At 62.1% G+C, this 12,940-nt stretch carries 11 protein-coding genes; 1 reads left to right on the top strand and 10 read right to left on the bottom strand.

The genetic code is table 11. The annotated features are described in order from the left end of the window. The first annotated feature begins 11 nt into the window (after nucleotides 1-11). Nucleotides 12-2,090, top strand: coding sequence for a sigma-54-dependent Fis family transcriptional regulator (locus FJ546_RS10200; protein WP_140889204.1), 2,079 nt, complete (start codon nucleotides 12-14; stop codon nucleotides 2,088-2,090). Nucleotides 2,091-2,176: 86 nt separating this feature from the next. Here FJ546_RS10200 and FJ546_RS10195 read toward each other — a convergent pair whose 3' ends face one another. The 10 genes from FJ546_RS10195 to FJ546_RS10150 all read right to left on the bottom strand — a co-directional run bounded on the left by FJ546_RS10195 (nucleotide 2,177) and on the right by FJ546_RS10150 (nucleotide 12,547). Continuing rightward, nucleotides 2,177-2,674 (bottom strand): DUF1097 domain-containing protein, encoded by a 498-nt coding sequence (locus tag FJ546_RS10195; RefSeq protein WP_140889203.1) that lies wholly within the window; start codon nucleotides 2,672-2,674, stop codon nucleotides 2,177-2,179. 136 nt (nucleotides 2,675-2,810) lie between these two features. Further along, the gene (locus tag FJ546_RS10190; RefSeq protein WP_140889202.1) at nucleotides 2,811-3,500 is read right to left on the bottom strand and encodes an aquaporin; all 690 of its coding nucleotides are present in this window, start codon (nucleotides 3,498-3,500) and stop codon (nucleotides 2,811-2,813) included. A 74-nt stretch (nucleotides 3,501-3,574) separates the two neighbouring features. Continuing rightward, entirely contained in the window at nucleotides 3,575-4,618 is a 1,044-nt protein-coding gene (locus FJ546_RS10185) for an NAD(P)-dependent alcohol dehydrogenase (RefSeq protein WP_140889201.1), read from the bottom strand. 37 nt (nucleotides 4,619-4,655) lie between these two features. Beyond that, entirely contained in the window at nucleotides 4,656-6,287 is a 1,632-nt protein-coding gene (locus FJ546_RS10180) for a molecular chaperone GroEL (protein ID WP_140889200.1), read from the bottom strand. Between the two features lie 77 nt (nucleotides 6,288-6,364). Continuing rightward, on the bottom strand, nucleotides 6,365-7,165 hold the full coding sequence (locus tag FJ546_RS10175; RefSeq protein ID WP_140889199.1) for an iron-sulfur cluster assembly protein: 801 nt from the start codon (nucleotides 7,163-7,165) through the stop codon (nucleotides 6,365-6,367). A 5-nt stretch (nucleotides 7,166-7,170) separates the two neighbouring features. Further along, nucleotides 7,171-8,193, bottom strand: coding sequence for an amidohydrolase family protein (locus tag FJ546_RS10170; protein ID WP_140889198.1), 1,023 nt, complete (start codon nucleotides 8,191-8,193; stop codon nucleotides 7,171-7,173). Between the two features lie 73 nt (nucleotides 8,194-8,266). Beyond that, entirely contained in the window at nucleotides 8,267-8,638 is a 372-nt protein-coding gene (locus FJ546_RS10165) for an MmoB/DmpM family protein (protein WP_140889197.1), read from the bottom strand. A gap of 16 nt (nucleotides 8,639-8,654) precedes the next feature. Then, nucleotides 8,655-9,713: an aromatic/alkene monooxygenase hydroxylase subunit beta gene (locus FJ546_RS10160; RefSeq protein WP_140889196.1), complete on the bottom strand. Its 1,059-nt coding sequence runs from the start codon at nucleotides 9,711-9,713 to the stop codon at nucleotides 8,655-8,657. 48 nt (nucleotides 9,714-9,761) lie between these two features. After that, the gene (locus FJ546_RS10155; protein WP_140889195.1) at nucleotides 9,762-10,823 is read right to left on the bottom strand and encodes a 2Fe-2S iron-sulfur cluster binding domain-containing protein; all 1,062 of its coding nucleotides are present in this window, start codon (nucleotides 10,821-10,823) and stop codon (nucleotides 9,762-9,764) included. 56 nt (nucleotides 10,824-10,879) lie between these two features. Further along, on the bottom strand, nucleotides 10,880-12,547 hold the full coding sequence (locus FJ546_RS10150; protein ID WP_140889194.1) for an aromatic/alkene/methane monooxygenase hydroxylase/oxygenase subunit alpha: 1,668 nt from the start codon (nucleotides 12,545-12,547) through the stop codon (nucleotides 10,880-10,882). Nucleotides 12,548-12,940: the final 393 nt, after the last annotated feature.

Genomic DNA, 12,940 nt, shown 5'->3' with positions numbered 1-12,940 from the left:
GTGATGACTGAATGAAACACGCGAGCGGCCCCAATCCGATGAAAACCGATGCTCTTCCGGCGCGTGCGTCGATGGCCACCGGACAGCTGGTTCTGGATAAGATCGACTATGATGAGCGGGCCACCATGCGCGCGTGGGAGAGTTTTCTTTCCGACGCGCCGACATGCGCGCGCGATCCGGTCCACGTTCGCTCGCTGATCCACGATTCCTGGTATCGCAGCGCCACCGGCGGCATCAATGCGCAGGGCATCGAAGCGCCGCTGAGCAGCGACCGTGACGAGATCGAATACCTGACCCGGGCCAACGCCGAACTGCTTTCGGCGGCGCGGCGATCGTTCGCTTCCCTAGGCCTGTTGCTGGAGGGAACGGGAGCGATGCTGGTACTCGCCGACAGCGACGGCGTGCTGATCGATGCCATCGGCGACAAGAAGACGTTGCATGACGGCATGGACATTCATCTGGGCATCGGCGGCAAATGGAACGAGGACGCCGTCGGCACCAATGGCATCGGCACCGCGCTGTGGACGGGCGAACCGATTTTCGTCCACGCGGCCGAGCATTTCTGCGCCGGCATCAAATCCTGGACCTGCGCCGGCGCGCCGATCCGCGACCCCCTGGATGGCAAGATCGTCGGCGTCGTCGATCTGTCGGGCTATTCGCCGATCTTCCGGCCGCACAACACGGCGCTCGTCGCCGCCACCGCCAGGCAGATCGAAAAGGCGCTCGCCGAGCAGCAGCAGGAGCAGCGCACGCGCCTGCTCGAAGCCTTCATCTCCTCGGCGCCCAGCTACCGCCGGAAGGACGGGCTGGTGATCGTCGATCATCGCGGCCGGGCGATCTTCTGCAACAACGTGCCCAATGGCGACACGACGGAGATGATGGACGGTCCGCTGGAACCGGGTCGCGGCCGCTGGCTCATGAACCTGCCGGCCTCCGGCTCGGAGAGCGATCTCGCCAAGGCGCTGCCGGCGCATCTGCGATCCTGCCATGTCACTCCGCTGAAGCTCGATGGCGACCTTCGTGGCGCGGCCCTGGTGTTTCCCTCGGTACCTGCCGTCTCCAGCGCGACGGTGATTCGTCGGGAGGGGGACAAACATCTGCGGACAGCCGCGGCGATGATCGTCGGCGAAAGCGAAAAATTGCTGGCCGCCGTCGATGTCGCCACCCGGGTAGCCGGGTCGAACGGTATCACCTCGTTGCTGATAGAAGGCGAAACCGGTGTCGGAAAAGAGCTGTTCGCACGGCTTGTCCATGCCGGCAGCCGGCGCACCGAAAACGACCCGTTCATCGCCATGAACTGTGGCGCGATCACCAAGGAGTTGTTCGGCAGCGAATTGTTCGGCCATGTCGCCGGCGCCTTCACCGGGGCCTCGCGCGACGGCAAGCTGGGCGTCTTCGAACTTGCCAATGGCGGCGTGCTCAGCCTTGACGAAATCGGCGAGTTGCCGCTCGAGATCCAGCCCTTCCTGCTGCGCGTCCTAGAAGAGCGCGTGGTCCACCGCATCGGCGACTCGAGGGGTCGGCCGGTGGACGTGCGGCTGGTCGCCTCGACCAATCGCGATCTCAAGCAGGAGGTCGCCGCCGGCCGCTTCCGCAGCGATCTCTACTACCGCATCGGCGCGGTCTCGATTCATGTCCCGGCTTTGCGCGAGCGCGGCGAGGATGTGATCCTGCTGATCGAGCATTTCAACCGCAAGATCGCGGCGCAAACCGGCAATGAACCATTGGAGTTTTCAAACGAAGCGCTTGACGCGCTGCTGGCCTATCGCTGGCCGGGCAATGTGCGCGAACTGAAAAACCTGGTCGAGCGTCTGCATGTGCTGGCGCGCGGCGGCGCCGTCGAACTCCAGGATCTTCCCGGGGAAATCAGTGCGGGCAACCGCAATGATACGGCCGTGCACGGCGACCATCCCACGGCCATGCTCGAGGCACCGGTGTGCTCGTTCGAGGATGCCGAACGCCAGGCGATCAAGAATGCGCTTGCCGCCGAGGGCGGCAATCTCAGCAAGGTCGCCCTCAGGCTCGGTGTTTCGCGGCCGACGCTCTATCGCAAGCTCGGCCAATACGGCATCCGGCGCGGTTTCCTCTAATTTATATCCGTCCATCGCACAAAAATCCCGCGGCATTCGCGCCGCGGGATTGGGGAAGGTCGCCTCAGGCGGCGGTCGCCGAGAGATCAGCTCCTTACGACCGCTCCGGTCACTTTCTCCGAGACGTAGCCGAGGATGTTGCCGATGATCAGCGAGATCACCACGGCGGCCGCGACCTTGACGATGCCGCTGGCGCCTTCGCCATAAGCAGCGGCACCAAGCAGAAAGAGCGCGGCGGTCGTGGCATAGCCGTAGACCGCCGACGGAATGGCGCTCAGCAACGGCAGCCTGGCAGCCAGAATCAGCACGACGATTGAGATGCCGACGCAAATACCCGCCATGATCGCCGTAACCCCGATGGACGTCAGCGCAATCAAGGCGCCGGCCGCGCAGATCGCGCCCCAGAGGTTTGCCACCGCCGAATTCCTGAACCCGGCTTCCTTGCCGCTGCAGTGATAAAAACTCCCCCAGCCGACAAACACCGCCCAGATCAGCAGATAGGGACTGCCGATCGTGATCGACGCCCATGTCGCAATGCCGCCCATGATGCCGATGACGACGGCCAGCCCTGTAATAAGATCCATGTTGTCCTCCCGTTTTCCAAACCTCGAAGCCAAGAACTCGTTTCAGGATCGCGCTTCGCTGACGTCCTGACACCCAAAACACGGTGGCGGCAGCCACGCGGGTTCGAGAAAAGAGCTTGCCGGGTCCTGCAAGCGATCAGACCGGCTGCGCCGCTGCTTCGCCCGCACCGATCACGCCCGCGCGCAACGCCAGCCCCGCGGCAGCGGCACCGAGGCACGGTGCGACGATGTAGAGCCAGAGCTGCGACAGCGCCGCTCCGCCGGCGAACAGTGCCGGGCCGAGCGAGCGGGCCGGATTGACCGACGAGCCGGAAACCGCGATGCCGGCAAGATGGATCATGACCAGCGTCAGCCCGACCGCTAGGCCAGCCAGAGGACCGGCGCCGCCTTCGGCGGTGGCACGCAGGATGATCAGCAGGAACAGGAACGTGGCGACCGCCTCGAACAGGAACGCGGAACTCGCCGAATAGGCCGACCAGCCATTCTGGGCGAAACCATTGGCCGCGATGTCAAAGCCGCCCGCCTTGCCTTGCGCGATCACGTAGAGCACCGCCGAGGCGACGATCGCACCCGCGCATTGTGCGACGATATAGCCGATGAGATCGTTCGATTTCATTCGTCCGGCGACGAAGAAGCCGAGGCTTACAGCCGGATTGAGATGAGCCCCCGAAACCGGTCCGATCGAATAGGCCATCGCCACCACGGAAAGGCCGAATGCCATGGCCACGCCCAGCAGGCCGACCTCGGAGCGCATGAAAAGAACCGTGGCGCAGCCAAAGAATACCAGCGCGAAGGTGCCGACGAATTCACAGACGTATTTGTTCATTTTTTCCTCTCCGGATTTGTGACGATGAGGACCGGAGCCGCACCCGTTCCCGCGCGGCGTCCGGTCCGGATGCTTCAGGGAACGATGACGCCGCGGCCGGTGAACCGCCGGTTCTTGAAATCGTCGAGCGCGGTGTTGATGCTGGCGAGATTGTACTCGGTGTAGTGCATCTTCACCTTGCCGTCGGCGTTCAGCTCCATCAGCTCCACCAGCTCGGTGAAATTGCCGACCAGGCTGCCGCCGATGTTGATTTCCTCAATGACGAGATGGGCAGTCGGCACGTTGACGGCGCCCCCATAGCCGACGACGAACAGTTGCCCGCCCTTGCGCACCATCTTCCAGCAGATGTTCTCGACGCCGAGTTCGCCGACGAAGTCGATCACCACATGGGCGCCGCCGCCGGTGATCTGCTGGACCTCCTCGATGACATTAGGCCCGCCATCGAGCACGAAGTCGGCGCCGAGATCCTTGGCCAGCACCTGCGCCGCCGGCTCGCGATCGACGGCGATGATGCGGCAGCCCGAGATCGCGTGCAACGATTGCAGCGCGATGTGGCCGAGCCCGCCGATGCCGAGCAGCACGCAGTAGCTTCCCGGTCGCAGCAGTTTGGCGGCGCGCTTGGCGGCGCGGTAGGCGGTGATGCCGGCATCGGCCAGCGGCGCCACCTCGATCGGCGTGACGTTGGCGTTCAGCTTGATCAGCGAGCGTTCGCTGGTGATGAAATACTCGGCGAAGCCGCCATTCATGCCAAGGCCGGGGAATTGGCCGTTGTCGCAGTACATGTCTTCGCCATGGCGGCAGTTGAGACAGATGCCGCATGAACGGAAGGGATGGCAGATCACGGCGTCGCCGCGCTTGACCGATTTGACGCCGCTGCCGACTTCCTCGACCCAGCCGGCATTCTCATGGCCCATGATGTAGGGCAAAAGCGTGCCCTCGGGATCCATCGTCGGCTTCCACACGCCTTCGATGATGTGCAGGTCGGTGCGGCACAGACCGGCGGCACCCACCCGCACGATCACCTCGTCCGGGGCCGTGATCGTCGGTGCCTTGACCTCCTCGATCTTGAGCTGAACATTCATTTTCGGGTCGTATTCGTACAGTCTGGCAGCTTTCATCGTCGTGTCCTTTCAACGTCGAAATTGTTGCATTGCGTCAGGCGCGGCCGAGCTTTTCGGAACCGCCGCCACGTGCCGGTCCGGCCGTCGGATCCTCATCCTCGGCGAGATCGCCGATCAGCGTTTCGGTGGTCAGGATCAGCGTCGCCACGGAAGCCGCATTGGCGAGAGCCGTGTAGGTGACGCGGACGGGATCGATGATCCCGGCCTCGAACATGTTCTGGTAGCTGCCGGCCGAGGCGTTGTAGCCGTAGCCGCCATTGATGCGCGTCACCTCGGCGACGACCGCTTCCGGATCGGCGCCGGCATTGGCGGCAATGCGCCACAGCGGCCGCGACAGGACCGACCGCACCAGGCGCACACCCTCGGCGACATCGCAGTCGTTGCCGGTCGCCACCTTGTCGAGCAGCGGTGCAATCTGGGCGAGCGCCGAGCCGCCGCCGGCGACCACGCCCTCTTCGGATGCGGCGCGCACCGCGTTCAGCGAATCCTCGAGGAGCTGAATGGTCCGCTTCTGCTCGACCGGCGTGACGCCGCCGGCATAGAGGATCGCGGTGCCGCCGGAGAGCTTCGCCAGGCGTTCGCGCAGCTTGTCCTGGTCGATGTTCGGCGGCGAGGCTTCGTATTGCCGCTGCACCTGGGCGCGGCGCGACGCGATTGCCGCATGGTCGCCGCCGCCGCGAATGATCGACGTATAGGACGAACTGGTTTTCACCCGGTCGGCGGTGCCGAGATCCTCGGCGGTGATGTCTTCCAACCGGCCGCCGAGATCGCGCGCGATCACCTTGCCGCCTGTGATGATGGCCAGATCCTCCATCATCGCCTTGCGCCAATGGCCATATTCCGGCGGATGGACGACGAGGTATTTTCCCGGCCCTTGCTTGCCGAGCAGCGTCACCACCACTTCCGGCGACATTTCCTCCGACACAATCAGCAGCGGCCGCCCGGCCTGGTCGGCGATCCGGCGCGCCGCATCGAGCGCTTCGGGCTCCTTGATCTTGAGGTCGGTCATCAGGATGCAGGGGCGTTCGAGAACGGCCTCCATCTTCTCCTGGTCGGTGACCATGTGATGCGAGAGATAACCGCGTTCGAAGGACATGCCCTCGACCACGTCGAGCGTCGTCTCTGTCGTCACGCTGAAGTCGGTGGTGATGACGCCCTCGGCGCCGACGCGCTGATGCGCTTCCGCCACGAGCCCGCCAAGCTTGGTGTTGGTCGCGGCGATGTTGGCGACGGCGGCCAGGATGCCGTTGCTTTTGGCAGGTTTTGCCGATGCTTTGAGCGCCGCCACCACCGCCGCCACCGCAAGGTCGATGCCTTTGCACAGATCGACCGACTTGGCGCCACGCTCATTGGCTTCAATGCCGGCCTGGATGAGCGCGTTGGCGAGCACGATGGCGGTCGTGGTGCCGTCGCCGGCGACCTCGTTGGTCTGCATCGACACTTCGCGGACCACTTGCGCGCCCATGTTCTCGAAACGGTCATGCAGTTCGATCTCGGAGGCGATGCTGACGCCGTCTCGGGTCACCATCGGCGTTCCGATCGGCCGGTCGATCATGGCGTTCATGCCTTTGGGGCCAAGCGTCGGCTCGACGGCGGCGGCCAATCGAAAGACGCCACGGGCCAGAGCACGACGGGCGTCGGAATTGTGAAGCATTATTTTGGGCATGATTCCTCCTTCCGCCTTACGGGCGGGTTGTTGGTTGGGGGCCTCGTGCGAGGGAGGCCGTTGCTGTCAGTTCTGCTTCAGGCGGTCGGCGCGGCTCGATCGGGCACGCGATCCAGAATGAAATCGACCAGCGCCGGTTCGCCGTCGACCACATCCAGTTCCTTGTATCTCGTCTGTTTGAGCCCCCGGCAAAGCGCGCCGTTGAACTCCATGTTGATGCGCACTGAGCGCAATTCGCCGAGATAGGCAGTCAGCGCCATGGGTGGTATCTGCTGCCCATCCCATGTAACGAAGACCGGATCATCCGCCCGGCGGTCGGGGAAACGCTCAAGCAGGGCGGCCCTGTATCTCGGCTTCTGCTTGGCTGCTTCGCCCGCTTCGAACCGCGCTGCGTCATATGCAGGCAACCCAATGCCGAGGATTTCCCGATCGGTCAGCCCGTGCGCCTTGAGGCCGCGCAAGACTGCCTCCTGGCGCCGCTTGAATGCCTTCATCCGGAAGGTTTCGCGCAAGGCGCCGAGATCGCGATCCTCGGCAAGTTCGGCGAAGATGTCGCCGAAGGATTTGCCCGCCTCCATGCCGCGGTTGACCTCTTCTGCAAACATGTGATCGTGCAGCTTGACGCAATAGGCAGGCGACCAGGACAGCTGGTCCAGCACCTGGCGGACGCCGTCCAGCATGAGGAAGGCGAAGTTGGGCGAGCACCAGTAGGTCGGCAAGCGGAAGTCGACCTCCACGCTGCCATCGCTCGTCACCTCCGCCCGCTCGACAAAGCCCATCTCGGTAATGGCCTCGTCGAGTTCCGGGTCGTTGACCTCTCCAAGGCGCCGCCAGAGTTCCTTCTGGCGGCCATCATCGGAAATGCTGGCCGTTGCCATGGCCCTTACTCCGCCGCGATGCTGAAGGGCGAGCTGGCAAGCGCCTTCTTCTTGGCTTCGACGTCGATGTTGTAGAGACGCGCGGCGTTGAGGCCGAGTATCTTCTCCTTGATCTCGTCGGTCAGCTGCACACCGCGTTCCGCGGCGATGTCCTCGGGGATCTGGTAGGCCCAGAATTTCTCGACCAGCCAGCGCGGCGTCCAGATCGCGTAGTCGGAACCGAACAGGATCTTGTCCGGCCCGAGCCAGAACAGCAGCTCGGCGATGACCTCGCCGAAATAGCGCGGACGCGCATGAATGAAGGGCAGCGCCACCGCCAGGCCGCCATAGACATTGGTTTCCTGCGTCGCGATCCAGCAGAAATCATCGAGGCGCGGCAAGCCGCAATGCTCGACGATCCAATTGAGGTTCTGGAAATCCGTCGCCGCGTGGTCGACGTCATGCACGTCGAAGGCGTCCTTGCTGAGCGGGATGATCGTCGGGCCCTTGTGGACGTGAATGTTCCTGATGCCGAGCTTGTCGCAGAGCTCGAAGCATTTGTACGCATCGGGGTCAGTGAGCTTCCAGCCCTTGGAGGCGCCGTTCCATTCGGCCGTGTACATCTTCACGCCCTTGACGTCGTAGGTCTCCTTGAGGAAGTGGATGTACTCCAGCGCCTTCTCACCGTCGCGCGGATCGAAAGCACCATTGACGATGAAACGCTCACGATAGCGCTTGGCCACCTCGGCGTTGCGCTCGATCGTGTTGAAGCCGTTCTTGTAGAAATCCTTCAGATAGGTCGACTGGACGATCGCCACATCGTCGGGACCGTCGATGAACAGGTCGCGATAGAGATCGTCGGCGCTGTATTTCTCGAACTTCCTCTTCTCCCACAGCTGGTCCTTGGGGCTCAGCCCCGTGTGATAGGCATAGAAGCACTCGATGAACTGCTTGCCGTGGACATTTTTCTGGTTCTCGGGGCTGCCGTCCCAGAAATGGGTGTGGCCGTCGACCACGAAAATATCCTTGCCTTCCGGTGTCCTAAACATTCTTCCCTCCGCGAGATGGGTGTTGATCGGTTCGGCGCGCCGTCACCTGGCGGCGCGCCTGATTCTTTGGCGTCTATTCGATGTATTCGAACATCTCGTCCATGTTGCCGAACAGGATCACGGTGTTGTCGTCGATGCGCACCATCCGCCCGTAGTGGGTGGAGCTGTTGACCTCGAAGGTTTCCGCCGTCATCTCGCGGCCGAGATATTCGCTGATCTCATCCATCTTGAAGATCAGCTTGCCGCTGCCATCGATGCGGATCATCGCCGGCTGGTAGGTGATCGTCACTCCAGGCTTCTGGCCCATGAATTCGGCGATGGCCCTGGCCTCGACCGAGTCGTTCATGGTGACGCCGCACTGATGCGAAATCGTCTGTTCGAAGGTGATGTCCTTCATCTCCTTGAAGATGTTGGAATGAGTGGCGTCGCGTGCTGCTAATGACATGACAATTTCCCCTTTTTCAGCGCTTGAGGCCGAGTTCGCCAAGGATCTGGCCAATCCGTTCCTCGGATTTGGCACGGACGTCCGCGAATGCGACCGGCTTGGAATGCGGCATCGACCAGATCGGCTGCAGGCCGGTGGCTGCCTTGTCGGCGAGCGCGCCGTGTTTCTTGACCCAACCCTGGAAAAGCTTTCGGTTGGCGGCGCCATGCGTCTCGTCATTGGCGAGGAGGTGCATGAGGTCGATCGTGTTGGCGAGGTTGCGCTCGTAGTCGGCTTCGGCAGCCGAAATCACCGCAGGCGTGATGAAGTCGTGGTTGGCGGCGGCGATTTGCATCAGGAAGCCGGAGCGGAACACTTCGCCGACCAGCGGTTCGAAGATAATGTTGATGGTGAAGTACTGCTCGAGATAATCGGACGCGCCCATGATGGTCTCGACCGCTTCGCGGGTGCCTTGCCAGTTCTTGTCCTCAAGCCATGCTTTCTTGCCAAGTTCGTCGTCCCAGCCAGGCAGGTCCATGCCGATTTCGGCAAGGTAGAGCGTGATGTCCTGTGCAAGCCTGAGCTTGTATGACGAGTTGGTCAGCGTCGCGTTGTTGATCATCTGGGTATAGCCGTAACGCTGCGCCTGCATCAGCGAAGTGCCGAGCCCGAATTCGGCGTGCTTCCAGGCGCCGAGCTGCGTCTGCAGGATCTTGATCCAAGCCTTGTCGAAGATCTTCGGCGCGCCCGACTTGCGAGCATTGTTGATGACGCTCTGCACCATCGTCTCGATCTTCGACTGGCGCTGGTAGTGCGTGCGCTCCCATTCCTGGTCGGGAGCGCGAAAGGCATGCCAGTTGGAGCTCTGCGCGGCGGTATTCTGCTTGACGTAGGCGCCCTTGCCGTCGGCGAAGGAGATGATCCAGTCCTGGATCAGGTAACGCTCAGGATCGGGCTGCACGTCGACCGTCATGTCCTCATAGTGGGTGGCACGCTGACCCTTCGGGTCGAAATACCGGTACTTCCGGCTGTCGGAGTCGGCAAAGATCGCCGCGCCGGCGGCTCCGGATCCGACTGAACTTGAAATAGCTGCCATAGTTCTCTCTCCCTTGTTGCAGTTGCGATGGGCTTTGCGTGGCCGCCCTCAATGGGCCGGCGTTGCACCTACCGATGTGGTGAACTTGTCGAAGAAGATCCGCTCCGTTTCGAACCCGTTCATGAACAGGACCGGCTGCAGCGCATCGATCATCGGCGGCGGGCCACAGGCATGGACGTCGCCCTGCCCGTCGACCGCCAGTTGCTTGAGCGTGGCGTCGACACTCTGGTGTACGAAGCCGCGTTCGCCCTGCCATTCGGCGTCGTCGTTCGCGTGCGACAGCACGGGAATGAAGGTGACGTCCGAATGATTGCCAACCAGCTCGGCGATCCTGTCGAGATAGAACAGGTCGTTGCGCGTCCGGGCACCGTAGAAGAAATAAACCGGACGCTTCTCGCCGCTCTTCAGATGGTCGTTGAGGATCGACCAGATCGGCGACATGCCCGAGCCGGCGCCAACCAGGATCAGTGGTCCTTGCCGTGCGTCGCGGCGGAAACAGGTTCCGTAGGGTCCGACGACGGTGACTTCGGCTCCGGCGCTGATGCCTCCGGAATCGAGTTCTCCGGAGAATTTTCCCTCAGGGTATTTTTTGATGATGAAGCAGAGTTTTTCCGTTTGGTCCGGCGTATTTGCCATGGAGAACGGGCGCGTAATCGTCTCCCCTTTTTGCGTGGTAACCGTGATGTCGACATATTGCCCCGCCCAGAACTTCATTGGGGAGCCGAGTTCGATCTCGATGCCGCGAATGTCATGGGTCAGTTGCTCGACCCGAGCAATCCGGCCCTTGTACGTCTTCACGGCGATCGCTTTCGCCAAAATCTCCTCGTCGTAGTTGAGAAGCTCGACTTCCAGATCGGAGTACGCGATGCAGCGGCACAAAAGGACGTGGCCGCTCTCCTTCTCCATGTCATTCAGCGCGAAGGTCGAGTATTTCAGCATTTCGGCTTCGCCATCGAGCAACACGCTTTTGCAGGCCGAGCATTGCCCTTCCTTGCAGCCATGCGGCAGGGCAATCCCCTGGCGAAACGCGGCGTTGAGCACCGTTTCGCCATGCTCGACCTCGAAATCGACGCCGACCGGGCTAAGCCTGACCGTGTGGGTTTCCGACATGCGGACCTCCAGTGAGATGAGCCGGGGGGCGGGACGAACCCGCCCCTTTGGCCTGATTAGTTGCAAGGGGTGATGGTGAAGCCCTTGGCGTAATCCGCCAGGTGCTTCTCGCGGTCCGCGGGCGACATACCGCGCAGCGCGTTCAGCGGCGATCCGAGCTTGTTGCCGCGCACGTCGTCGAGCGTCCACATCTCCTTGTCGTCGAAGCGCATATGCGGCTGCGGAACCAGCGTCTTGCCGTCGGAACGGACGAAGTTCAGGTCCTTGATCGCATCGGCCAGATCCCAGCCGTCATAGAGCGTCTCCCACTCGCGCTTGCCGCTGAAGCGGCCCATGGCGGGCGTCGGACGGCCCTGATACTCGTCGGCGAAGGCCACCGTCGCGGTCCACTTGTCGAGTTCGTGGGCGAAGGTGTGCAGCTGGCCGTCGATCTCGCCGACCACCATGTCCTCGCGGATCAGGCAGGGAACGAGGCAAGACCAGCAGCGGTGCGGATAGACGTAGCCGACGTCGCTGTTGAACAGGAGCACCTTCTCGCCCTTGTGGCTGAGCTTGGCATACCATTTCCAGAAATCGCCGAACTCGGCGTACCAGCCCGGATATTTGTGCTCGAACCACTCGAAGTCCTTGTCGGTCTGGGCTTCGATGCGCCAGAAATTGACCGGCCAGCCGACCGCGAAGAACTGTCCGACCTTGTGGACGTAATTCTTCTTGGTTATGCGTTCCCAGGCCGCCTGGACGTCGTCGTGATGGACCTTGATGCCGTATTTCTCGAGCGGCAGCATGTAGGTGCGGTAGTAGTCCTCATAGATCCAGCGGTGCCACATTTCCGCGTAGGACTCCTTGTTCTTGTCGCGGTTGGTGGTGCCGTATTCGATGAAGGTGCCGATTGCCGCATCGACGATCGCGTGGTTCTGCCAGAAGGCGTAACGCAGGTCGCGTTCGAGCAGGAGGTGGTTTTCCGGCTCCTTGAGCGCTGCCATCAGCAGTGAGTGGCCATTGCCGATATGCCGGCTTTCGTCCGACTGCACCGATAGGAAAACCGTCGGCAGTGCGTAGTCGCCGTTGCGGGCGGCTTCCGAAGGCATGGCGACGAACAGCGTGTTGGTGAAGGCGGTCTCGGCCACCACGGTCAGATACATGCAGGCGGCGGTCATCGTGTCGCCGGTGATGAAGCCCTCGGCGAACTGGCGGCCGATGGTGGTGGCGTAGCATTTTCCGAAGGCTTCCTCGGTGATGTCGAAGCCGGCCGGATCGATGTAGTTCTCCATGTACCATTTCTTCAGATTCATCTGGATCGTCGAGTGACGGAACTCGTCGATCATCTGCATGGTGAAGCCAGTTCTGAGTTCCTCGCCGGGCGCGATGCGGGCGACCATCGCCATCGAGCGGGCAGCGGAGATTTCCGGGAAGGGAATGATCGCCAGGAACAGCTTCATCCACTCGACCCAGCGCGGTTCCACATTGCGGAACATGTCGCCGCGCAACGCCGCATCAAGCGCGCCGTAGACGCGATTGTCCTTCTCTTCCTGCATCGGGAAATAAGACCGCAGGACCTGCTTCATCGGGTCGCGCGGCGTCTTGTTGATCTTGTAGTCGGTCGGAAACGTCATCGCTTCCTGGACGTAGGAAGGATTCCAACCGAGGTCGGCGATCTTCTTGGTTGCTTCGCCCACGGAGATTCCGCGTTGCGAGGTGATCTTGTTGAGCGTCAGAGACGTCATCGTCATAAGCCTCCACCAGGTTTGAGCCAAAGGTCCCTTGACCCCGGCATGGAGCGGCGCACGGCACCGCCAGTGAAATTGCGAATGGCACGACAAAGGGTTGCGCATTCAGGCGCGACTCGTGGTCCGGCCATTCAAGTGGATCGCGGCAAAGGTTTTCGAGGCGTCTGGCAGGGAGACGCGAGACGCCGACCGCATGTGCGATGGCGTATCGAAGCGAATGTACCCTGCCCCTGCTTCCTCCGGTCCTTCGTTCTTTTGGCACCGCTTCAAGCGCGATGGCTTCTTATGCAAATACGCAAAGCAATCGCCGTGCCAGTTTGAAAAACGGAGCCTCTGACCACCGTTCAAAGCGAAACTTCAGGCATTCCGCCCATAAACGCTGGCGCAACT

The organism is Mesorhizobium sp. B2-4-19 (assembly GCF_006441315.1).
Classification (GTDB): domain Bacteria; phylum Pseudomonadota; class Alphaproteobacteria; order Rhizobiales; family Rhizobiaceae; genus Mesorhizobium.
Note: the sequence above shows the minus strand (reverse complement) of the source record. Positions and strands in the feature narration are given on the sequence as shown.

Bases quoted from the DNA above. Each gene is read 5' to 3' on its own strand.
- FJ546_RS10200 (WP_140889204.1), top strand. From the start codon at position 12: ATGAAACACGCGAGCGGCCCCAATCCGATGAAAACCGATGCTCTTCCG.
- FJ546_RS10195 (WP_140889203.1), bottom strand. From the start codon at position 2,674: ATGGATCTTATTACAGGGCTGGCCGTCGTCATCGGCATCATGGGCGGC.
- FJ546_RS10190 (WP_140889202.1), bottom strand. From the start codon at position 3,500: ATGAACAAATACGTCTGTGAATTCGTCGGCACCTTCGCGCTGGTATTC.
- FJ546_RS10185 (WP_140889201.1), bottom strand. From the start codon at position 4,618: ATGAAAGCTGCCAGACTGTACGAATACGACCCGAAAATGAATGTTCAG.
- FJ546_RS10180 (WP_140889200.1), bottom strand. From the start codon at position 6,287: ATGCCCAAAATAATGCTTCACAATTCCGACGCCCGTCGTGCTCTGGCC.
- FJ546_RS10175 (WP_140889199.1), bottom strand. From the start codon at position 7,165: ATGGCAACGGCCAGCATTTCCGATGATGGCCGCCAGAAGGAACTCTGG.
- FJ546_RS10170 (WP_140889198.1), bottom strand. From the start codon at position 8,193: ATGTTTAGGACACCGGAAGGCAAGGATATTTTCGTGGTCGACGGCCAC.
- FJ546_RS10165 (WP_140889197.1), bottom strand. From the start codon at position 8,638: ATGTCATTAGCAGCACGCGACGCCACTCATTCCAACATCTTCAAGGAG.
- FJ546_RS10160 (WP_140889196.1), bottom strand. From the start codon at position 9,713: ATGGCAGCTATTTCAAGTTCAGTCGGATCCGGAGCCGCCGGCGCGGCG.
- FJ546_RS10155 (WP_140889195.1), bottom strand. From the start codon at position 10,823: ATGTCGGAAACCCACACGGTCAGGCTTAGCCCGGTCGGCGTCGATTTC.
- FJ546_RS10150 (WP_140889194.1), bottom strand. From the start codon at position 12,547: ATGACGTCTCTGACGCTCAACAAGATCACCTCGCAACGCGGAATCTCC.